At 68.5% G+C, this 20,001-nt stretch carries 21 protein-coding genes and 1 pseudogene; 13 read left to right on the top strand and 9 right to left on the bottom strand.

What is annotated here, in order from left to right:
• The first annotated feature begins 99 nt into the window (after positions 1-99).
• Entirely contained in the window at positions 100-777 is a 678-nt protein-coding gene (locus ACGFIV_RS01735) for a helix-turn-helix domain-containing protein (RefSeq protein WP_358557582.1), read from the top strand.
• 110 nt (positions 778-887) lie between these two features.
• A complete protein-coding gene (locus ACGFIV_RS01730; protein WP_358557544.1) occupies positions 888-1,259 on the top strand; it encodes an STAS domain-containing protein in 372 nt (123 codons plus the stop codon).
• A gap of 73 nt (positions 1,260-1,332) precedes the next feature.
• Here ACGFIV_RS01730 and ACGFIV_RS01725 read toward each other — a convergent pair whose 3' ends face one another.
• Both ACGFIV_RS01725 and ACGFIV_RS01720 read right to left on the bottom strand, forming a co-directional pair.
• Positions 1,333-1,842 carry a VOC family protein gene (locus ACGFIV_RS01725; protein ID WP_358557541.1) on the bottom strand — a complete coding sequence of 170 codons (510 nt, stop codon included), beginning with the start codon at positions 1,840-1,842 and terminating at the stop codon, positions 1,333-1,335.
• 68 nt (positions 1,843-1,910) lie between these two features.
• Complete coding sequence (locus ACGFIV_RS01720) at positions 1,911-3,077, bottom strand: ROK family transcriptional regulator (protein ID WP_358557538.1); 1,167 nt, start codon at positions 3,075-3,077, stop codon at positions 1,911-1,913.
• Positions 3,078-3,210: 133 nt separating this feature from the next.
• On the opposite strand from ACGFIV_RS01720, the gene xylA reads away from it, so the two are divergent.
• From xylA to ACGFIV_RS01695, 5 genes are all read left to right on the top strand, one after another.
• Entirely contained in the window at positions 3,211-4,362 is a 1,152-nt protein-coding gene (gene xylA, locus ACGFIV_RS01715) for a xylose isomerase (RefSeq protein WP_392831042.1), read from the top strand.
• A complete protein-coding gene (gene xylB / locus ACGFIV_RS01710; protein WP_358552898.1) occupies positions 4,359-5,750 on the top strand; it encodes a xylulokinase in 1,392 nt (463 codons plus the stop codon). Before xylA ends, xylB begins: the two co-directional genes overlap by 4 nt.
• A 218-nt stretch (positions 5,751-5,968) precedes the next feature.
• Positions 5,969-6,613 carry a DUF998 domain-containing protein gene (locus ACGFIV_RS01705; RefSeq protein WP_358552900.1) on the top strand — a complete coding sequence of 215 codons (645 nt, stop codon included), beginning with the start codon at positions 5,969-5,971 and terminating at the stop codon, positions 6,611-6,613.
• A 201-nt stretch (positions 6,614-6,814) separates the two neighbouring features.
• Positions 6,815-7,201 carry a roadblock/LC7 domain-containing protein gene (locus ACGFIV_RS01700; RefSeq protein ID WP_358552902.1) on the top strand — a complete coding sequence of 129 codons (387 nt, stop codon included), beginning with the start codon at positions 6,815-6,817 and terminating at the stop codon, positions 7,199-7,201.
• A 217-nt stretch (positions 7,202-7,418) separates the two neighbouring features.
• A complete protein-coding gene (locus ACGFIV_RS01695; protein WP_392831037.1) occupies positions 7,419-8,813 on the top strand; it encodes a sensor histidine kinase in 1,395 nt (464 codons plus the stop codon).
• Between the two features lie 128 nt (positions 8,814-8,941).
• On the opposite strand, the pseudogene ACGFIV_RS01690 reads toward ACGFIV_RS01695, so the two are convergent.
• The 3 genes and pseudogenes from ACGFIV_RS01690 to ACGFIV_RS01680 form a co-directional block, all read right to left on the bottom strand.
• Positions 8,942-9,691, bottom strand: a pseudogene (locus ACGFIV_RS01690) (carboxylesterase family protein); the annotation flags it as partial.
• Between the two features lie 173 nt (positions 9,692-9,864).
• On the bottom strand, positions 9,865-10,299 hold the full coding sequence (locus ACGFIV_RS01685) for an ATP-binding protein (RefSeq protein ID WP_358552906.1): 435 nt from the start codon (positions 10,297-10,299) through the stop codon (positions 9,865-9,867).
• A 338-nt stretch (positions 10,300-10,637) separates the two neighbouring features.
• Positions 10,638-10,919: a hypothetical protein gene (locus ACGFIV_RS01680; RefSeq protein ID WP_358552908.1), complete on the bottom strand. Its 282-nt coding sequence runs from the start codon at positions 10,917-10,919 to the stop codon at positions 10,638-10,640.
• A 531-nt stretch (positions 10,920-11,450) separates the two neighbouring features.
• Here ACGFIV_RS01680 and ACGFIV_RS01675 point away from each other — a divergent pair.
• From ACGFIV_RS01675 to ACGFIV_RS01650, 6 genes are all read left to right on the top strand, one after another.
• Positions 11,451-12,302, top strand: a complete 852-nt coding sequence (locus ACGFIV_RS01675; protein WP_358552910.1) for a helix-turn-helix transcriptional regulator — start codon at positions 11,451-11,453, stop codon at positions 12,300-12,302.
• Between the two features lie 10 nt (positions 12,303-12,312).
• Positions 12,313-12,510 (top strand): DUF397 domain-containing protein, encoded by a 198-nt coding sequence (locus tag ACGFIV_RS01670; RefSeq protein WP_358552912.1) that lies wholly within the window; start codon positions 12,313-12,315, stop codon positions 12,508-12,510.
• A 222-nt stretch (positions 12,511-12,732) separates the two neighbouring features.
• Complete coding sequence (locus ACGFIV_RS01665) at positions 12,733-13,128, top strand: hypothetical protein (RefSeq protein WP_358552914.1); 396 nt, start codon at positions 12,733-12,735, stop codon at positions 13,126-13,128.
• A 408-nt stretch (positions 13,129-13,536) separates the two neighbouring features.
• Positions 13,537-13,671, top strand: a complete 135-nt coding sequence (locus ACGFIV_RS01660; protein WP_392831031.1) for a hypothetical protein — start codon at positions 13,537-13,539, stop codon at positions 13,669-13,671.
• Positions 13,672-13,673: 2 nt separating this feature from the next.
• Positions 13,674-14,708: a serine hydrolase domain-containing protein gene (locus ACGFIV_RS01655; protein ID WP_392831028.1), complete on the top strand. Its 1,035-nt coding sequence runs from the start codon at positions 13,674-13,676 to the stop codon at positions 14,706-14,708.
• 18 nt (positions 14,709-14,726) lie between these two features.
• On the top strand, positions 14,727-15,725 hold the full coding sequence (locus ACGFIV_RS01650) for a UDP-N-acetylmuramate dehydrogenase (protein WP_392831025.1): 999 nt from the start codon (positions 14,727-14,729) through the stop codon (positions 15,723-15,725).
• A 307-nt stretch (positions 15,726-16,032) separates the two neighbouring features.
• Here ACGFIV_RS01650 and ACGFIV_RS01645 read toward each other — a convergent pair whose 3' ends face one another.
• Genes ACGFIV_RS01645 through ACGFIV_RS01630 form a run of 4 tightly spaced genes read right to left on the bottom strand, consistent with a single transcriptional unit; the run spans position 16,033 to position 19,973 of the window.
• On the bottom strand, positions 16,033-16,608 hold the full coding sequence (locus ACGFIV_RS01645; RefSeq protein ID WP_358552919.1) for an ATP/GTP-binding protein: 576 nt from the start codon (positions 16,606-16,608) through the stop codon (positions 16,033-16,035).
• Positions 16,589-16,963, bottom strand: a complete 375-nt coding sequence (locus ACGFIV_RS01640) for a DUF742 domain-containing protein (RefSeq protein ID WP_358552921.1) — start codon at positions 16,961-16,963, stop codon at positions 16,589-16,591. The genes ACGFIV_RS01645 and ACGFIV_RS01640 overlap by 20 nt, the downstream gene beginning before the upstream one ends.
• Positions 16,960-17,367, bottom strand: coding sequence for a roadblock/LC7 domain-containing protein (locus ACGFIV_RS01635; protein ID WP_358552923.1), 408 nt, complete (start codon positions 17,365-17,367; stop codon positions 16,960-16,962). The genes ACGFIV_RS01640 and ACGFIV_RS01635 overlap by 4 nt, the downstream gene beginning before the upstream one ends.
• Entirely contained in the window at positions 17,364-19,973 is a 2,610-nt protein-coding gene (locus ACGFIV_RS01630; protein WP_358552925.1) for a nitrate- and nitrite sensing domain-containing protein, read from the bottom strand. The genes ACGFIV_RS01635 and ACGFIV_RS01630 overlap by 4 nt, the downstream gene beginning before the upstream one ends.
• Between the last annotated feature and the right edge of the window lie 28 nt (positions 19,974-20,001).

Here is a 20,001-nt window from a genome sequence, read left to right as displayed (position 1 = left end):
CCACTCCTCTCCGTTGGATCCACTATCGGAGCAGATTGCTCCGAATAAAATATCGGAGTGGTTCGCTCCGATCGCAACTAGACTTCGGCCGTGGATTCGATGGAGGCCCGGCGGGAGCGCCGGTGGGGACGTCAGGCCGAGGCCGAGCGCAACGACCGCATCGTGCTTGAGGCGGCGAGGGCGGTCTTCGCCGAGCAGGGCGCCGGGGCTCCTATGTCCGCACTGGCCGAGCGCGCGGGTGTCGGCATCGCCACGTTCTACCGCCGGTACGGCAGCAAGGAGGAACTGCTGCAACGGCTCTGCCTGCTGTCGATGGAGGAGTCGATCGCCTCGGCGCGGGAGGCGCTGGCGCACGAGGGCGACGGGTGGTCGGCGGTCTGCGGCTTCGTCAGGCGGTGCGTCGCCGCGCGCGTCGGGGCCCTCGGGCCGGCCGCGGGCACGATCGCCGTCACCGGCGAGATGACGGCGGCGAGCGAGCTGGGGCGCGAGCTGCTGGACGAGCTGGTACGACGCGCCCAGGCCGACGGCACCGTACGGCCGGATCTCGCCACGCTCGACGTCTCGTACCTGATCGAGCACTTCAGCAGGATCCCGCGCTGCACGGAAGAGCAGGCCGGCATCAGCCGGCGGCTGCTGGCGATCGCCCTCGACGGCCTTCGCGCCGGCGACCAGCGGTCTGCCCTGCCGGGCACGCCGCCGAGCTGGGAGTCCTACAGCGGCAGGTGGTACGAATCCGGCGGATCCAAAGAGGACCGGCCGAGCCCGTCCGGCGGTTAGGCGCCGTTCGCCGGGGCCCTGCGGTCAGGTTGGGTGGCCGGGTGAGACAGGAGGGGCATAGCCTGCACTGAGACAGCAAACGGTTCGACCGTTAGAAGGGGTGCATACCCATGTCAGCGTCGCAGCACGGGCATAACTTAGACATCCGTGTTGAACGCCTTGATAAATGCACGGTGCTTCATCTGGCCGGCGACCTGGACTTTCACGGCACCCCCATCTTCAACGCCCACATCGACGGTGTGTGGAGCGGTGAGCAGGGCCCCCGTCTCATCATCGACCTGGCCGGCCTGAAGTTCTGCGACTCGGCCGGCCTCGGGTCGCTGGTGTACATCTTCAACCAGATCACCTCCGCCAAGGGACGGCTCATCCTCGTCGCCGTACCCGACTACCTGCGGCGTCGGCTGCGGATCAGTGGCCTGGACAACCACTTCGAGACCCTCGACACCGTCGAGCAGGCGGTGCTGGAGGTCGGCACGGCCTGAAAGACGCACCGCCCCCTGCCAGGTGCCGATCTTGTAAGCCCACGCCGATTTCATCACGCGGTGCCCGGTCTCGTCAGACGCCGATCGAGATTCCCACCCCGCCGCGCGTGCTCGCGCCGTACCGCTCCTTCTCGCGGGGGATGTCCAGCGGCCGGATCTTGCTGCGACCCGCGAGCGTCTCCTCGGTGAGGAGCGCGGCCGGGACGAGCCAGGACACCTCGAACTCGATGCCGTCGGGGTCCTTGGCGTACAGGGCCTTGGTGGTGGAGTGGTCGGAGGCGCCGACGAGGGCGCCGAGGTCGTTCAGCTTCGCGGCGATCTCGCCGAGGTCGTCGAGCGTCTCCACCTCCCAGGCGAGGTGGTAGAGCCCGACGGTGGCCTGCCCCGCCTGGGACGGGCCGGCCTCCGCTCCGATCTGGAACAGTCCCAGGTCGTGGTCGTTGTTCGACGACGGCGCCTGGAGGAAGGCCGCGCCGGGGAACGCCATGACCGCGTGGAAGCCGAGCGCCTCCTGGTAGAACGCGACGCTGCGCTCGACATCGCGCACGTACAGGACGGCGTGGTTGAGACGGTGAACGGGCATGATCGCCTCCGGTAAGTTGAACTCTCAACCAATATACTCCGGTGAGTACCACAGCTCCACAGGCCGGGTCACCCTTGCGGGGTGAGCAGGAAGGCCCCGGGGTCGGCGATGATGCGCTGGATCACCTGGCCCGCGGCGCCCAGCGTCGCGGCGTCGGCGCCGACCTGCGAGACGACCAGGGCGGGGACGCGGGTGCGCATCTGCCCGAGCCGCTTCCGCATCGCCTCCTCCGCCGGGCCGGACACCCACGGGAACAGCGGTGCGAAGATCCCGCCCAGCACGATCGTGTCCGGGTCGAGCAGGTTGACCGCCGTGGTGAGGGCGACGCCGAGCGCCGCGCCGGCCCGCTCACAGGCGGCCGCCGCCGAGGGCTCGCCCTCCCGCAGACGGGCCACGAGCTCGCCGATCTCCTCGCCGGGGGGCAGCAGGGCGTCCTGCCCGGCGTACCGCTCCAGGCAGCCGGTGCCCCCGCACCGGCACGCGGGGCCGTCGGGGGAGACGACGACGTGGCCGAGCTCGCCCGCGAACCCGTGCGCTCCCCGGAACAGGGCGCCGTCGACCACCAGGCCCGCGCCGATGCCGATCTCCCCGGACACGTGCAGGAAGTCGCCGAAGGACGCCCCCGACCCGAACCACAGCTCGCCCAGCGCGGCGAGGTTCGCCTCGTTGTCCACAAGCACAGGAAGGGGAAGCGCGAGCGTCTCGGCGACGGTGACGTCACGCCAGCCGAGGTTGGGCGCGCGGTGGACGGCCCCGGTGGAGCGGTCGACGGGACCGGGCAGCGCGACGATCGCGCCCGCGACCGAGAGCCCCTGCGCGGCGGCGTCGTCGAGCAGGGCCGTCGCCAGCTGCCGCAGCCGCGCGATCACGTCCTCCGGCGAGGCCGCGCGGTTGTCCACAGGCTGTGTACGGATCAGGCGTACCGTGCGGCTGAGATCGACGACGCAGGCGGCCAGGTAGTCGACGTTGATCTCCAGGCCCAGCGCGGCGACCCGGTGCCCGCTGAGGCGCACGGCCACGCCGGGCCGTCCGCGCTCGCCGTCGCGCACCGCGCCGGACTCCACCGCCATGCCCGCGTCGATGAGGTCTCCGACCAGCTTCGACACCGTGGTCTTGGTCAGGCCGGTGGTCTCGGCGAGCGCGGCACGCGTCAGGGGCCCGTTCCGGTCGAGCTCTCCGAGGACCACGGCGAGGTTCCCCGCGCGCATCGAATCGTGCCGTACGGCCTGTGCCATCAGGGGTTGTCTCCTGCTTCGATCACAGCGCCCAATACCTTCCCGTGAACTCGCCGGGGCGTCCCTCTTGACCTGCCGCGAGTACCGGCCGATATTTAGTCCACAACATAGACTAAATCGGGAGAGACCAACAGTGAACGAGTACGCACCCACGAAGGAAGACAAGTTCACGTTCGGCCTGTGGACGGTCGGCTGGCAGGCGCGTGACCCGTTCGGCGAGGCCAGCCGCGCCCCGCTCGACCCGGCGGTGGCGGTGCACCGCCTCGCCGAACTCGGCGCCTACGGCGTGACCTTTCATGACGACGACCTCCTCGCCACCGAGCCCGACCGCGACAAGGCCATCGAGAACTTCAAGCGGGCTCTGAGCGAAACCGGCCTCAAGGTTCCCATGGCCACGACCAACCTGTTCACCCACCCCGTCTTCAAGGACGGCGGCTTCACCAGCAACGACCGGGACGTCCGCCGGTACGCGCTCCGCAAGGTCATCCGCAACATCGACCTCGCCGCCGAACTGGGCGCGACGACGTACGTCTGCTGGGGCGGGCGCGAGGGCGCGGAGTCCGACGCCGCCAAGGACGTCAGGGCGGCGCTCGACCGCTACAAGGAGAGCCTCGACATCCTCTGCTCGTACGTGATCGACAAGGGGTACGACCTGCGGTTCGCCCTCGAACCCAAGCCGAACGAGCCCCGCGGCGACATCCTGCTCCCCACGATCGGCCACGCGCTCGCGCTGATCAACGAGCTGGAGCACCCCGAGATGGTCGGCCTCAACCCCGAGGTGGGCCACGAGCAGATGGCCGGGCTGAACTTCGTCCACGGCATCGCCCAGGCGCTCTGGCACGGCAAACTCTTCCACCTCGACCTCAACGGCCAGCACGGTCCGAAGTACGACCAGGACCTCGTCTTCGGCCACGGCGACCTGAAGAGCGCGTTCTTCCTGGTCGACCTGCTGGAGAACGGTGGCTACGAGGGCCCGCGTCACTTCGACTACAAGCCGCTGCGCACCGAGGACGCCGAGGACGTGTGGGTCTCGGCCGCCGCGAACATGCGGACGTACCTGATCCTCAAGGAGAAGTCGGCGGCGTTCCGCGCCGACCCCGAGGTCCAGGAGGCCCTCGTGAACTCCCGCGTCACCGAGCTGGCGCAGCCCACCCTGGCCCCCGGCGAGACCTACGAGAACCTCGCCAACGACGACTTCGACATCGACAAGGTGGCCGAGCGCGGCTTCCACTTCACCCGCCTCAACCAGCTCGCGCTTGAGCACCTCCTCGGAGTGCGGGGATGACCCTGGTCGCGGGAGTCGACTCCTCGACGCAGAGTTGCAAGGTCGTCATCCGCGACGCCGAGACGGGGAGCCTGGTCCGCGAGGGCCGGGCGCCCCACCCGCCCGGCACCGCGATCCACCCGGACCACTGGTGGAACGCGCTCCAGGAGGCGGTCGCCGCCGCGGGCGGCCTCGCCGACGTGGCGGCGCTGTCGGTCGCCGCGCAGCAGCACGGCATGGTGTGCCTCGACGAGCACGGCGAGGTCGTCCGGGACGCGCTGCTGTGGAACGACACCCGCTCCGCGCGCGCGGCCGAGGACCTGATCACGGAGCTGGGCGGGCCGAGGGCATGGGCGGAGGCGGCCGGCAGCGTTCCGGTCGCGTCGTTCACCGTGACCAAGCTCCGCTGGCTGGCCGAGCACGAGCCGGACAACGCCGCCCGTACGGCCGCGGTGTGCCTGCCGCACGACTGGCTCACCTGGCGCCTGGCAGGATCGCCGGGCGTCGGCGCGATCACGACCGACCGGGGCGACGCCTCCGGCACCGGCTACTGGTCGCCCGCGACGGGCTCCTACCGCCCCGACCTGCTCAAGCTGGCCATGGGCCACGCCCCGCAGGTGCCCCGCGTGCTCGACCCCACCGGCCAGGCGGGAGAGTCACGCGACACAGGGCGGGGTGAGGCCGTACGACTCGCGCCGGGCACCGGCGACAACATGGCCGCGGCCCTCGGAGCCGGGCTGCTCCCCGGCGACGTGGTGGTCTCGATCGGGACCTCGGGGACGGTCTTCGCCTGCTCCGAAGTCCCGAGCCAGGACCCCTCGGGCGCCGTGGCGGGCTTCGCCGACGCGACCGGCCGGTTCCTTCCGCTGGTGTGCACGCTCAACGCCGCCCGGGTGCTGGACGCGGCGGCGCGCATGGCCGGCGTGACCACGGCGGAGCTCTCCGATCTCGCCCTGCGGGCCCCATCGGGTGCGGACGGGCTCGTGCTCGTGCCGTACCTGGAAGGGGAGCGGACCCCGAACCTCCCCGAGGCCACCGGGTCGGTACACGGGCTGCGGCTGTCCAACTCGACCCCCGCGCACCTCGCGCGGGCCGCCGTGGAGGGCATGCTCTGCGGGCTGGCCGACGCGCTGGACGCGCTGGGGATCGCTCCAGGACGGGTGCTGCTCATCGGCGGAGGCGCCAGGTCCGAGGCGGTACGCAGGATCGCGCCCGCGGTGTTCGGACGTCCCGTGCTCGTGCCCGAGCCCGGGGAGTACGTCGCCGACGGGGCGGCACGCCAGGCCGCCTGGCTCCTCGCCGGCACCCCGGAACCTCCGAGGTGGGAGGCCGGAACCCCCGCGCTCTTCGAGGCCGACCCGGCCCCCGATGTCCGCTCGCGTTACGCGGAGGTCGTGGCTGGAATCTGACTCCGGTGTCCGCGCGCGCTACTCGGTGGCTGGAGTCCGGCTCGGGTGTCCGCTCGCGCCGCGCGGAGGTCGTGGCTGGAGTCCGGCTCCGGTGTCCGCTCGCGCCGCGCGGGGATCGCTGGACGGCCCCGACCCTGAGGCATCCCGGGACCGCCTCAGGGGTCGCTCAGGGGCGGCACCGGATGTTCGAAACGATCGTTTCGGGTCAGTCTTGGTCCATGCTGCCCCTGAGAAGGCTTTACCCCCTGGTCGCCGGAACCGGAGTGCTGGTCGCGTCGATCACGATGGCGGTCGGCCGGATCGGTGTCCCCCTTGACACGCTTCACCTGACCATCGGCCGGTCCACGGCTCTGGACCCGGGCACCTCGCTCGCGATGGTGATGCTCGCGGCGTCCTCGCTCGGGCTGCTCGCGTGCCTGCGGGCCGTACGGGCGCCTGTCGCGGGCTGGCCCGAGCGGCTGGTGGCGGTGTGGGCGGCGTCGCTGACCGGTGCGGCCCTGCTTCCGGGGACGGTCGCGGCCGACATCATGATCGTGGTCGCGCTGGCCGGCCTCGCCGGAGCCGCCGCGCTGATGGTGCGGCGGTTCGGCGACGACGAGCGCTGGCGGCCGGCGGCCCGCCCGCTGGAGTGGCTGTCCCTGGGCGCGGGCGGCGCCCTGGCCGTGCTGACCTACCTCGCCCTCCCTGGGCACCAGGTGCTGATCGGCCTGGTCGAGTGGTCCCTCCTCGGCATCGAAGCGGCGGCCCTCGCCGTCGTGGCCGTACAACTGATCCGCATCGCCTGGACTCCCGCGGCTCATCGAAAGCACCACAAGCGGCTGGGGGAGGTCTACCGCGCTGCTAAGCCGACACTAATCACGTAAGACCTCAATTCACCAAATATCACGGATGTATCAAGAAAATCGTCCGTCACAGTGCTAGTCTCGTCGCCGATCTTCGCCCTCGGCTGCCGGTCCCTGGCGGCACCCCGGCGAACCGACGAGGTGACATGGCATCGAGCGGGTCCATCCGGTTCACGATCTCCGCGTTGCCGACCGCGAACGAGACGGCGAGGAGGTGTGGGGATGTCGACCGAGCTGAACTGGCTGCTTGACGACTTCGTGACACGGGTGACGGACGTGCGGCACGCGATCATCCTGTCCAACGACGGGTTGCGCGTCGCGGCCTCCGGCAGCCTCTCCCGCGAGGACGCGGAACACCTGTCAGCCGTGGCCGCCGGCTTCCAGAGCCTCGCCAAAGGTACGAGCATGCGCTTCGGCGGCGGCGCCGTACGCCAGACCATCGTGGAGATGGAGGCGGCCCTGCTGTTCGTCACGGCGGCGGGTAACGGAAGCTGCCTCGCGGTGATGAGCATGATGGACGCCGACGCCGGCCTGATCGCCTACGAGATGGCCCGCCTCGTCGGCCGAGTGGGCCGCCACCTGACCACCCACCCCAGAGGCACGCTCTGACAGACGAGCCGTGCTTCGCTCCCATCCGTCAGAGGAGGAGGGTTGGGTGCGGGCCGGTGCCGAGACCGTCCTGGACAAGGTTTTGCCGACGCCGGGATTGAACGCCTCCGGCTCGCGGTAGGGCTGTCCTGTGGCGTACGCGCCGAAGCGATCAACGCCTTTCTGCCCGAAGTCGCGCGCGAAGCGGTCCAGGCCCAGGAATCTGTGAGGGCAGTGGATGGGAGATCTATTACACGGTCATTCGATCCAGGCGCGCTTCGCCATGCTCGCGGCGGCCGCGTCTCTGCTCCTCATGACCCTGATGGGCATCGGGTTCGACCTCGCCGTTCGCAACCAGGTTCAGAATCAGGTCTTCAATCAGACCCAGGGGGCGGCGACCGAATGGATCGCCTTGATGAGAACCGGCGGGAGGCTGCCCCCGCCCCCCAACACGCCCGTGGACGTGCTCCAGATCGTCAACTCCCGCGGGAAGGTGATCGCGGGGAACGCCGGAGCCGTGGGATGGCCCCCGCTGAGCATCGTCCGGCCGACGGCCGACAAGCCGATCGTCAATCTGACCGAGTGCTCGCGGGCCGGTTGTCACCTGATCACCGCGGTCCGCATCCCGCCCCAGGTCTACCCGCGGATCGTGGCGGACGAGCCTGACTTCGTGTACGCGGGCATGGAACCACCCCCCGTCCTGGCGTCCCACCTGCTGGAGTTCTCGACGTTGGCGCTGGGCATACCGGTCGTCCTGGCCACGACCTGGCTGACCTGGATCCTCATCGGCCGTACGCTGCGTCCCGTGGAACTGATCCGGGCGAGGATGTCGGAGATCAGCGTGACGAACCTGAGCCTGCGCGTCCCCGAGCCCCGGAGCGACGACGAGATCGGACGGCTCGCCCGTACCGCCAACCAGACGCTCACCCGGCTGGAAGAGGCGATGGAGCAGCAGCGCCGGTTCGCGCACGTCGTCTCGCACGAGCTGAAGACCCCCCTGGCGGGACTGCGGACGCAGTTGGAGGAAGCGCTGCTGTATCCAGACGACGTAGATCCGTGCGAAACGATCAGAACAGGGCTTTGCTCCGCCGAGCGGCTCCAGGAACTGATCGACGATCTGCTGGCGTACGCCCGGATCAAGACGGCTCCCGCGCCCTTGGAACCGCTCGACCTCGGCGCGGTGGTGAAAGAAGAGATGATCACGACGGCCAGGCCCGTGCCGGTGTCCACCCACGTGTACGGCGAGGTGAAGGTGCTGGGAAACCGGTTGCAGCTGGCGGCCGTCCTGAACAACCTCGTCGTCAACGCGCAGCGGCACGCGAAGGCGGCCGTCGAGGTCACCGCGCGGTGCGCCGCCGGCGCGGCCGTCGTGACGGTGATCGACGACGGAAAGGGCATCGCGCCCGAAGACCGCGAACGCGTTTTCCAGCCCTTCGTCCGTCTCGGTGAGGGACGACGCAGAGACCCTCAGGGCAGCGGCCTCGGGCTGGCCATCTCCCGTTCGATCGTCGCCGCCCACAACGGAACACTGAAGATCGAGGACTCGCCACGGGGCGCACGGTTCGTCCTCCGCCTGCCTTTGCTGAACGCCGTCAGGCTCACCCCACAGGGCCCGTACGCGACCGCGGTATGACTGCGAGCAGAGGGAGCGCCGGGAAGGTGTGGTCCTGCCACAGCAGCGAAGATCGCGTCGCCCGCGGCGGGCAGCCGGGCCGGGTCCACCGCCGACAGGCCGGACACCGTGGGCCGTACCCCAAGCTCGGCGGCGCAGGCGGCGGCGATGTCGGCGGCCAGTTCGGGAGAGAAGAACGTCCCCGGGACGCTCTGTGCGACCGCCCGGCGGAATAACCCGGCGGCGCGCGGCATGGCGAGCAGCGCGGCGACCGACCCGCCGCCCGCCGACTGCCCGAAGACCGTGACCCGGTCCGGGTCGCCGCCGAACACCCGGATGTTGTCCCGCACCCACTGCAAGGCCGCGACCTGGTCGAGCAGTCCCCGGTTGGCCGGGGCCCCGTCGATCTGCGCGAAACCCTCGATACCGAGACGGTAGTTGAGGGTCACGACCACGGCTCCGCTCCCGGCCAGGTGCCCGGCGTCGTATTCCGGGAGGCTGGAGTCGCCCATGGCGTAAGCGCCGCCGGGGATCCACACCATCACCGGGAGCCCTGCCGCCGGATCCGGTTCCGGTGTCCAGACGTTGACCGTCAACCAGTCGTCGCCGGCGGTGTCCTGGGACGCCCCGAGCACGCCGGACTGCGGGGGCGGCGGGCCGTACGAGACCGCCGGGCGCACACCGTCCCAGCCGCGCACCGGCTGCGGCGCGGCGAAACGCAGGTCGCCGACCGGCGGCTCGGCGAACGGGATGCCGCGGAAGACCGCCAGGCCGGCCTCCCGGCCGCCGCGGAGGACACCGGCCGCCGTGCGGACTTCCGGCTCGGACTCGGACAGCTTGCTGGACGCGGTGACGGCCACTTCGCGGTTCCTCTCCGGGTTCCTGCTAGGGCCGAGCATCCCAATGCGCGCCATCCGCGGGCAAACCATTTAGAGGTGACCCACATGAGCCTGAAACCCACACATGCCTCAGCGGCAGATGCTCCCCGCCATGAATTGCTCGCGCACGTGGACGAGGACGAGTCCACATGCGCCACACCAAGATCCGCTGCTGGGCATGCGGGCGTGACCCACTAGATCCGCTCGACGGACACGCGGCCGGCGCTCTGACCGGCGGTTCGCCAGCGGGCCCAGACCGTCTTGCCGGGGCCGTCGGCGAGCGGGGTGATGCCATGGTCGTGGGCGAGGGCGGCGACGATGGTGAGGCCGCGGCCGTGGGTCGCGTCGATGCCGAGGTCGAGGTGGCGGGGTCGACCGTTCCCATGGTCGGTGACTCGGACGCACAACTCCCCGGTGGAGGCCCAGAGGGAGAGCCTGATCGGTGGGTCGCCGTAGTTGACCGCGTTCGCCAAAAGTTCACTGACGACCAGGATCACATCGTCCGCGAGATCGCCGAACGTCCAGGCAGTGAGGATGCCGTTGACCAGTTCGCGGGTCTTGCCGATCACTGAGAGGTCGTGGGGGAGGTCCCAGCAGACGGTACGAAGACCGTCCGGCGTTCCGGGCATCGAAACTCCTCGGGATGGGTCAGCGGGTGGGTGGGGTGCCGAGCGGAACCGGTCGGCAGTGAGGCTTGAGCTGGTTGTCCGTTCTGCCTCGCGGATGAGGTCGCGTAGTTCGTCGGCGGTACGGGCCCGCACGATCAGGGGTCGGGGTGCGGGCCAGGTGGCGGCGGCGTAGAAGTGCCGTGTGCCGACGCCGTACCAGATGGACCATTCGGGTTCCATCAGGTCCAACTGGTGAGCGGAGGCCCGTTCGGCGAGGTCCCATCGCTGCCGGGTGGCCTTCTCGGCGGACGCCCCTTTCCGGTGCCGTCCACCTGGCCGTGTCTTGTGATCGCGTCCATTCACGCCGCCACCTCTCGCCTGTACGGCTGGCGTTCGACCTCTCGCTTGTACGGATCGCGCTCGCCGGGTGGGACTCGAGTACCGGGAGGCCGGCCACGCCGGTACGGAACGGCGACCGCCGTCGCGGGCTCCGCCGTACGCCTGGCCAACCCGACGTGGGATCCCGGCGAGAAGCGGTAGCGCTCGTACGGGATGCTGTACGGCTCGCGCATGGGCAGCGGGCGCACCGGGATCACCGTCGGCCACCGGCCGTCCAACCCGAGACGCCGCCGCGCGCTCATCCGGGCATTGACCTGCGCCGGAGTGGGCTGCTCCCAATCGTGGCCCGGCCGGTGCGGCAGGCTCGCGGCCTCATGCGCGTACGGCGGATGCCCACACCACCGACACCCAAGCGGCATCGGCGGCTGCTCCGCCCGCCAACGCACCAGGATGACCCGTATGGCCTTACAGGTACGCATTGGGATCGGACCTCCTGAGTCCCGTTCAAGGGACTTGCCTGGCCTTCACCGCCAAGACGAGCCCCATTCACGTATGGGCCAAAGGTGCAACTTGTGAGGATTAAGTACTCGGTTCGGCTCAGGAGCACTTCATAAGGCGACCGAGCACAGACCAAGGAACCGTTTCGCCGTACTGTCCGAGCTAAACGCTGTCTGGTATTACCGTCACGATGAAGTTCACTCTTTGCGACGGGCCGTGCGACCATAGTGATAGCGCAGTCCTTAACTTGCAAGGCGTAAGTTAAGTTACGTGCAATTGTCTGATTCGTACTGCTATGCAGTGAATCGCATCGTTTTCATTTCGCTGGGAGAGTGATGTCGAACAGTCCTACGGTCAAACGGCGGCGGCTGTCTGCCGCCCTGCGCCAACTCCGTATCGAATCTGGACTCACGGCCGCAGAGGCAGCCAAACAACTGGACTGGGATCCGTCCAAGATCACGCGAATGGAGCGTGATGAGTGGAAGCGGCCCGCTCCGCACGACATCAGAGGTCTACTCGACCTTTATGGAGTAACAGACGAGCGTCGCCGAGAAGCGTTGCTGACCCTAGCTCGTGAGTCACGCCAGCGGGGCTGGTGGGCTGACTATCAGGACGTCTTCAGGAGTTCGTTGCCCGACTTCGAAGCCGGTGCCTCAATGATCCGGACCTACGAGGCCGTGGTCATTCCCGGCCTTCTCCAGACTGCGGCCTACATGATGGCGATCTTTCGTGGCGGACAGGTGCTGAACGAAGCGGTCTTCGAACGGCATGTCCAAGCCAGACTTGCGCGTCAGGAGATCCTCAAGCGGCAAGACCCGCCCACGCTGGTCGCGGTCATCGACGAGGCGGCGCTTCTTAAGATGATCGGGGGTCCTGATGTCATGCGGGACCAGATACAGCACCTTGTGGAGATGGCCGGCCGACCCAACATCACCGTTCAGGTGCTGCCAAACTCCGTAGGGGCACATCCAGCCTTGGACGGACCTTTCGTTATCCTGGACTTCCCATCCCCTGACGACCCGAGTCTGGTCCATCTGGCGACGCTGACCGACAGTCTCTGGCTGGAGACTCCCGAGGAGATCCGGCGATATACCCTCATCTACAGCCAGGCACAAGCATCGGCGTTGTCGCCGGATGAATCAGTGAGACACCTGTCGGAAAGTCACAGGAGACTTCATCAACAATAGAGGAAGAATCGTGGATCAAAGCCCTCCGCTCGCCTGGCGCAAGAGCGTTTATAGCACCTCGAACGACAACTGTGTTGAGGTTGCGGTCCTGCCTGGCGGAGGGTGGCTTCTTCGCGATTCCAAGAATCCGCACGGACCGATCCTGCGCATGACGGGTAGGGAATGGCAGGCATTCATCGGTAGCCTGAAGAGGGGCGAGCTTGACTGACCAGTTGCCCCTGAAGAGTGCCATTTATTGACTAAACACCCAACCGCAATGGTGGATCAACGGACAAGGTCGAGTGGGCGGAGACCGGTCCGTTCGCCTGCTCTACGACCGGGCTCAGATCGTGGTGGGCCGGGCCACTGTGCCCGTTCGCGATCTACGGCCAACAGTGCTCATCAACCTCGAACGCGACCTGGAGCACGTGTTCGGATAGGGCTGGCTGCGATGACTGTGCCGATCACTCGTCACCTGAAGTTTCGCGTCACTCTTGAGGAGACGCTAGATACGAAGATCGTGGTCTGGGCCGCCGACCCTCTCGATGCTCCCATCCGGTCCGGGGTAACCGGCCGCACGCTTGCGGAGCTCTTCGAGGAGGTCGAGTCGGTGAAGCACTTCGTTCTTGATCTGCCCGAGGATGTCCCGATTTCGGTTGAGTATGTGTACGAGATATCTGGCGTTCCGCAGGAGCTTCTCGCTTCCTATCAGGAGGAGCGCGCGCATCTTCGTCGCACCGCTTCCGACATGGCGGCACGGCTCCGGCAGGCTGGCTTGACGGAGGATGACAGTGCTGCCCTTTTAGGCCTGTCGGACATGCGCATGAGCGATCTCCAGCGCTCGTGATCCCAGTCGACGCCCGCCGTTCCGGCGCTCCGGGTTGTTCATGGCCTGGGTGGGCAGCATACGGCTCACCACGGCACTGGGTCACGGGAGGGCAAACGACCGGCTGGACATTGCATGACCACCGGACGCACGGACAGCGCGTAGGCGTAGCCGGTGGAACGAAACTCGTCGCTGCTTGGCGCAAGTGCCGACGAGCGGCTAACAATGATCGCGTCGAGGTGAGCCCGCCCTGGCAGCGACGCTTCTCTGGTATTCGGTTGGCGTCAGCGACTGTACGGCTGTATGGGTGGTGCGAACCGCGAAGCGAGGCTGGGGTTCCTGCCGGGCGACGGGCGCCTGGCGCTCGCGCTTTAGTCCACGTCGAGCGGTCTCTCCGTTCGTACACCTTCGAGCACAGGGCCGAGTGCAGTGCTGATTGCCGCCCTGGCAGCGGAGGGCACCTCTACGATCCGGGGGGTGTACCACTTGCGGCGCGGTTACGGCCGGCTGTTCGACAACCTCGCCGAGCTGGGCGCCGACCTCACCACCGAAGCGGAGGTTTAGAGATGCCCCTACCCTTCACCACCGACGACACGGCTCTGTTGGCTGAGACGTTGCATGAGGTGGTCGGCGCTGGCGCGACTCCCGGCGGCCTTGTCGTCTGCGGCACGGTCGGCGGGGACCGGCACGTTCTGGCGGCCGGCACCGTCGCACCCGAGCTCGGCGACCTGACGCCAACCGAGCACACCACGTACGACATCGCCTCATTGACGAAGGTCGTCGCAACCTGGCCCCTTGTCGGGGCCACTCTGGCATCGGGGCTGCTCGACCTTGACGCGCCCGTCCGCGACGCGCTGCCCCCGATGTACGGGGAGGCGCCGAGCGCCGAGGCGACCATTCGTCAACTGCTCGCGCACACTTCAGGCCTGCGCGCATCCACCCGCCTGGACCTTTATCGCGGCGCAGACGCCCCACTGCACGAGCTTATGTGCCGCGAACCGTTGGAAGACCTTCCCGGCACTCACCGATATATCAACCGGGGGTACATCCTGCTCGGCCTGGCCCTGGCGCACGTCCATGGGCGTCGACTGGAAGAGTCCGCCGACGATCTGTGGCGCTCCCTCGGGATGTCATCCACAACGTACGGGCCTGTCACCCGAACGCCACAGGTCGCCCCGACCGAGCAACGCATCCCCGGTATCCCGCGTATCTGGGGCACCGCACACGACGACAATGCCGCGCTGATGGGTGGTGTCGCTGGGCACGCCGGCGTCTTCTCCAGCGGCGCGGACCTGGCCACCTACGCTGAGCGGCTTCTGACGGCGCAGACCATCGACGCGTCCGACCTTGGCGAATGGCTGCGGTACAGCTTTGTCCCGCAGGCCCTTATCGAGCCGGGGCTTGAGCGAGGGCTGTCGTGGATTCTCGCCTTCGGTGGCCGCATCGCCTACCATCACGGCTTCACTGGCACGAGTCTCTACCTGGCCCCTGAGACCGGCCGTTACCTGGTCATCTGTACCAACGCCGTCTATCACGGGAGCGCTCGAACCCGGATCGCTCCGCTGCGAGCGCTCGCCCTCAAGACGATCTCTACCGATTGACCTCGACAGGATCCCTAGATGAGTTTGCTGGCCCAGCACACCACGCTGCACCTCGGTGGCCCCGCCCAGGCGCTGCTCATCCACACAGACCCCGCAGCCTGGCCCGATCTCGCCCACACCGTTCACCGTGAGTCCATGCGGCCGCATGTGCTCGGCGGCGGCAGTAACACCCTCGCCAGCGATGCCGGACCCGCTTACCCGGTGATCCTCATGGCGACCCGCGGTGTCACCGCCAACTCAGTCGCCGCCTGCGATGTGGAGATCACCGCCCAAGCGGGCGAGCCGCTATCCGAACTGGTGGGCTACTCGGTAGCCGAGGGCCTGTCGGGCATTGAATACCTTGGCGGAATTCCTGGCACCGCAGGCGCTGCGCCCGTACAGAACACTGGCGCTTACGGGCAGCAGATATCCGATGTCCTCACGCAGATCACTGCCTATGACTGGCAGTCGGGCACCATTGTCCGGCTCCCGTCCCCTGCCTGCGGATTCGGCTATCGCACGAGCGTCTTCAAGACGCACCCCGGGCGATGGACGATCCTCGCTGTTACCCTGCGGTTGCGGCGCAGCACGTTCGCTGCCCCTTTGGGCTATCGGCACCTGGCCGAAGAGCTCGGCCTCTCTCTTGGCGTCCGGCCCCCACTGGCCGAGGCGGCTGAAGCCGTTCTCACCGACCGGTACGCCCGCGGCCTCATCCTCCCGGAATCCGGCCCCGATGCACGGCAAGCGGGCTCGGTCTTCCTCAACCCGCCCGTCAGCGCCTCTCAGGCAAAGGCGATCCTTACCGCGGGCGGCCCCATGACGCGCGACCAGCACCGTATCCAGCGTGCCAGCGCGGGATGGCTCCTTGGGCAGGCGGGATATAGCCCGGGATGCCAACTCGCCCCCGGGGTGCACTGTTCCACGCAACGGACCCTGACCCTCACCGCTCACGAGGGTGCCACTGCTTCGGCCTTCCGCTGCCCTGCGTACCCTGGCGGCTGCGGTGCATACCGAGACCGGTATCCGTCTGCATCCTGAGCCGGTTCCGCTGGGCTTCGATCCACTTCCTGCGCTTGTCGGCCCCGCGCACTCCCCGTGAGCTCCCTGGTCGAGACTGGGCCGTACCCTTCCCTGGACGCCGTTCCGGCGCACGGCCTGGGTGGGCAGCACACGGCTCACCATGGCACTGGGTCACGGGAGGGCCGAATGGCTTCGGCCGCCGGATGCCGCCATTCTGTGAGGAGGTCACCTCGGACGCTCGGTGAGCTCCTCGGGCGGGGGTCTATGAGGGGTCCAGCCGTGGACGCCGGGCAGGCGTCCATGCCGGGGCGCGCGGGGTGGGCTCCTATCCGGCGGCTGGGGTGAGGGTGCGGAGGGCGTGTTCGACCAGGGTCACCAGGACTACCTTGGCGGAGGCGCGGCGGCGGACGTCGCAGAGGATGACCGGGATGTCCGGGTCGAGGTCCAGCGCGATGCGCACGTCCTCGGCCTCGTGCTTGTCGGCCCCGTCGAAGCAGTTGACCGCGACGATGAAAGGCGTTCCGCGCTGCTCGAAGTAGTCGATGGAGGGGAAGCAGTCGGTGAGGCGACGCGTGTCGGCGAGGACGACCGCGCCCAGCGCGCCGTAGGACAGTTCGTCCCACATGAACCAGAAGCGCTCCTGGCCCGGCGTGCCGAACAGGTAGACCACGAGACCCTCACGGATGGTGATCCGCCCGAAGTCCATGGCCACCGTGGTGGTCGTCTTACCCTCCACGCCGTCGATGTCGTCGACGCCGATGCCTCGGTCGGAGAGGACCTCTTCGGTGCGCAGGGGCCGGATCTCGCTGATCGCTCCGACCAGCGTGGTCTTCCCCACGCCGAAGCCGCCCGCCACCAGGATCTTGAGGGCGACGGGCTCCTCAGAGGGCTCGTAGGCCATTGATCACTTCCTTGAGAATGCGCTCGTTTGGGCGCGGTCCCGCCTGGGCGGGAGCCCGTACGCTGATCATGCCCTGGTCTTGGAGATCACCGAGGAGAACGCGGACCACGCCGAGCGGCAGGTCGATCTCGGAGGCGATGTCCGCGACCGACATCGGCCGGTCGGCCAGCTCAAGGATGCGTTGCTCCTCGGGGCCGAGACCGGCCTCGCCAGTGTACGGAGACCCGGTCGCCGTGACCATAGCGATCAGGTCCAGGTTGTCACCCGATGACCGCGTACGGCCACGGATAAGCGCATAGGGCCGTACGATCGGCCCGGCCTCCTCGTCGAGCCACTGCTCGCCACGCGTCGTCATGACAACGTCCGCCGGGGGTTGGTGGAGATGTGCTGGCCGACGCGCTTGACCAGCATCGCCATCTCGTAGGCGATGTGGCCCACGTCGGCGTCCGAGCTGCTCAGCACGGCGAGGCAGGTGCCGGTGCCGGCCGCCGTCACGAACAGGAACGCGGACTCCATCTCGACGATCGTCTGACGCACCTCGCCGCCGCCGAAGTGGCGTCCCGCGCCGCGGGCGAGGCTCTGGAAGCCGGAGGCCACCGCGGACAGGTGTTCCGCGTCCTCTCTGCTGAAGCCCTTGGAGGCCCCGACGACGAGGCCATCGGTGGAGAGGATGACCGCCTGGCGTACGGCGGCGACCCTGCTGATGAGATCGTCGAGGAGCCAGTTGAGTTCGCCGTTAGACGACACTTTGCCGGTCATTCGTCACCCTTCTCGCCAGTCGTCTGATGTACGTAACCCTCACTATGGTTGCGCAGCTCATGCTTTTGGTCACGCTCGCTCGGGCGCGCAATGGCTCCTTCAGAGCTCTCGGATGCCCGCCCCTGGAGGGCATTCTCGTCGTCGCGCCTGCTCACGCGCTCGTTCGGCCGGGCATCCGTCCCCGGCCCGACATCCGGCGGATCCTGGTCGGCTTCGGCGCGTCCTCGGCGTCCTCCTTGCTGGAAGGCGGAGAACATAGCACGAGCCTCGTCCGGAGATCGCTCGTTATGCCCGGAAAGACTGGGTCGTCCGATCTCGGACCCGGCAGGGGGCGTGGGGGCGGCGAGGGGGCCGGTGCTCTCCCGGAGCTGCGGGGCCATGTTCGCCTGGCGCACCCGGCGCGGCAGTCCCCTGTGGGTGCCCTTGGACGTGGAGGTGCGCGTCGGCAATGAAGGGGGATTCTCGGGGTCGGCCAGCGGCCTTCCCCTGTCGCCCATGCCGGAAGCGTCGATCGGGCCGGTGTCGGCGATGCTCGGCACGACGCTGAGCGAGGGGGTCGACTCGGGGGACCGCTCGTTCGGGGGGGTGAAGAACAGCGACGACTCGACGGCGGGGCCGGCGGCGAGCGCCGGAGGCTGACGCGTCATCCTGCCGGTGAGCGAGTCCCGGGCGGGCTGCGGGCCGGTCTCGGCCAGAGAGCCCGGGATGGGGCTCGGCGAGCCGTCGTCGGTCACCAGTTCCTTCGGGATGAGCGCGATGGCGGTCGTGCCCCCGTACGGCGACGCGCGCAGGACCACGCTGACGCCGTTGCGCGCGGCGAGCCGCCCGACGACGAACAGGCCGAGCCTGTCGCTGTCCGCCAGGTCGAACTCCGGGGGGTTGGTAAGCCGGTCGTTGATCGCGGCGTACTCCTGCGGGGTCAGGCCGAGACCCCGGTCCTCGATCTCGACCACGAAGCCGTTGGCCACAGAGTCGCCGCGGACCTGCACGCGCGTCTGCGGCGGAGAGAACATCGTCGCGTTCTCTATCAGCTCGGCGATGAGGTGGATGAGGTCCGCGACCGCCGTCCCGCTGAGGTAGGCGTTCGGCAGCGGAAGCACATTGACCCGGGTGTAGTCCTCCACCTCCGCCACTGCGGCGCGCACGATGTCGAGGACGGGCACCGGCTTGCGCCAGGCCCGGCCCGGGGCGGCCCCGGACAGGATGATCAGGCTCTCCGCGTGCCGGCGCATCCGGGTGGTGAGATGGTCGAGCTGGAAGAGGTCATCCAGCGCCTCGGGCTCTCTGGCGCGACGCTGCATGGCGTCGAGCAGGGTGAGCTGGCGGTGCAGCAGGCCCTGCTTACGGCGGGCGAGGTTGAGGAAGACCTGGCTGACGCCCCTGCGCAGGTTCGACTGCCCCACGGCCGCCTCCACGGCGGTGCGCTGCACGGAGCTGAACGCCTGCGCCACGTCCGCGACCTCGGCCGAGTCGCCCCCGGTGATCGGCGGGGCCTCGGTGTCGACGTCGACCTCCTCGCCCACGCGCAGCCGCTTGACGACCCCCGGGAGCCGCACGTCGGCGAGCTCGCGGGCGGAGTTGCGCAGGTCGGCCAGCTCCCGTACGAGACGACGGCCGAATCGCACCGAGATGATGATCGACGCGACGACCGCGACGAGGCCGAGCCCGCCAGCGAGCCCGATGCGGACCAGGATGCCGGTGGCGACGCTCTTGGCGCGCTCGGCGAGCGTGAGGGATGCCTTCGCGTTGACCTGGTCGAGCATGGCCGAGAGGTTGTCGATGATCGGCCGCCACCTGGCGAGCGAGCTGGGCAGGGGGCCGCCGGCGCGGGCCTTGCCGATCAGATCCTGCTCCATGCTGGTGAAGCGCTTGAAGGTCGGGGAGGCGAAGACCTCCTCGTACGGCTTGCGCAGCTCCTGGTCCAGCGAGGCCATGCCCTTGGCGTACTGGAAGCGCCGGTTGGCGGCCCATTCTGAGAAGGCGATGTACTCGGCGTCGGAGAGACCGCCCGTGATGATCGCCCCGCTGATCAGCGCGTTCTCGCGGGCGATGATCTCGTAGCCGTTGCCCATGCCCTGCATCGCCCCGGCCTGTTCGAAGATCGCCAGGTCGGGCACCGAGACCATGCGGTCGAACACGCGGAAGAGGGCGTCCATGATCCGGTTGTAGGACTGGGTGGTCTCCAGCCGGCTGGACTGCGCGGTGTCCACGTTGGCCCGGATGCTGGGCAGGTGCTGCAGTTCGTTGAGCAGGGACGTGAGCGAGACCTTCATCGCGTCGCTGAGCGAGGACTGCACTTCGGCGCCGGCGGCGCGGAATTCCGAGAGCGACTTGTCGGTGGCGTGGCGCTGGGTGGCGAGCCGGTTCTGGTCGCTGGACCGCGAGCTGAGGGTGCCGGCGGACAACGCGCGCTCGGCCTGAATCTGGAGGCCCAGATCGGTTGAGGTGACCCCGATGCCCTGGTAGACCGTGTTCGCCGTCAGGAGCGAGATGCCATCACCGATCGTGAGGTTAAGGACAAAGCCCCACAAAGCACTGAGCGACAGCAGAGGGAGGAGTAGTAAGGAAAAGATCTTGAAGCGGATGGACCGCTTTCCAGAACCCATGGTCACTCCTGCATCGCTCGGAGGCTCT

It is taken from the genome of Sphaerisporangium sp. NPDC049003, assembly GCF_043197795.1.
In the GTDB taxonomy this organism is placed as follows: Bacteria; Actinomycetota; Actinomycetes; order Streptosporangiales; family Streptosporangiaceae; genus Sphaerisporangium.
The sequence above is the reverse complement of the archived record's forward strand: the minus strand, read 5'-3'. Positions and strand labels throughout refer to the sequence as shown.

Bases quoted from the DNA above. Each gene is read 5' to 3' on its own strand.
- ACGFIV_RS01735 (WP_358557582.1), top strand. From the start codon at position 100: ATGGAGGCCCGGCGGGAGCGCCGGTGGGGACGTCAGGCCGAGGCCGAG.
- ACGFIV_RS01730 (WP_358557544.1), top strand. From the start codon at position 888: ATGTCAGCGTCGCAGCACGGGCATAACTTAGACATCCGTGTTGAACGC.
- ACGFIV_RS01725 (WP_358557541.1), bottom strand. From the start codon at position 1,842: ATGCCCGTTCACCGTCTCAACCACGCCGTCCTGTACGTGCGCGATGTC.
- ACGFIV_RS01720 (WP_358557538.1), bottom strand. From the start codon at position 3,077: ATGGCACAGGCCGTACGGCACGATTCGATGCGCGCGGGGAACCTCGCC.
- xylB (WP_358552898.1), top strand. From the start codon at position 4,359: ATGACCCTGGTCGCGGGAGTCGACTCCTCGACGCAGAGTTGCAAGGTC.
- ACGFIV_RS01705 (WP_358552900.1), top strand. From the start codon at position 5,969: ATGCTGCCCCTGAGAAGGCTTTACCCCCTGGTCGCCGGAACCGGAGTG.
- ACGFIV_RS01700 (WP_358552902.1), top strand. From the start codon at position 6,815: ATGTCGACCGAGCTGAACTGGCTGCTTGACGACTTCGTGACACGGGTG.
- ACGFIV_RS01695 (WP_392831037.1), top strand. From the start codon at position 7,419: ATGGGAGATCTATTACACGGTCATTCGATCCAGGCGCGCTTCGCCATG.
- ACGFIV_RS01685 (WP_358552906.1), bottom strand. From the start codon at position 10,299: ATGCCCGGAACGCCGGACGGTCTTCGTACCGTCTGCTGGGACCTCCCC.
- ACGFIV_RS01680 (WP_358552908.1), bottom strand. From the start codon at position 10,919: ATGAGCGCGCGGCGGCGTCTCGGGTTGGACGGCCGGTGGCCGACGGTG.
- ACGFIV_RS01675 (WP_358552910.1), top strand. From the start codon at position 11,451: ATGTCGAACAGTCCTACGGTCAAACGGCGGCGGCTGTCTGCCGCCCTG.
- ACGFIV_RS01665 (WP_358552914.1), top strand. From the start codon at position 12,733: ATGACTGTGCCGATCACTCGTCACCTGAAGTTTCGCGTCACTCTTGAG.
- ACGFIV_RS01655 (WP_392831028.1), top strand. From the start codon at position 13,674: ATGCCCCTACCCTTCACCACCGACGACACGGCTCTGTTGGCTGAGACG.
- ACGFIV_RS01650 (WP_392831025.1), top strand. From the start codon at position 14,727: ATGAGTTTGCTGGCCCAGCACACCACGCTGCACCTCGGTGGCCCCGCC.
- ACGFIV_RS01645 (WP_358552919.1), bottom strand. From the start codon at position 16,608: ATGGCCTACGAGCCCTCTGAGGAGCCCGTCGCCCTCAAGATCCTGGTG.
- ACGFIV_RS01640 (WP_358552921.1), bottom strand. From the start codon at position 16,963: ATGACGACGCGTGGCGAGCAGTGGCTCGACGAGGAGGCCGGGCCGATC.
- ACGFIV_RS01635 (WP_358552923.1), bottom strand. From the start codon at position 17,367: ATGACCGGCAAAGTGTCGTCTAACGGCGAACTCAACTGGCTCCTCGAC.
- ACGFIV_RS01630 (WP_358552925.1), bottom strand. From the start codon at position 19,973: ATGGGTTCTGGAAAGCGGTCCATCCGCTTCAAGATCTTTTCCTTACTA.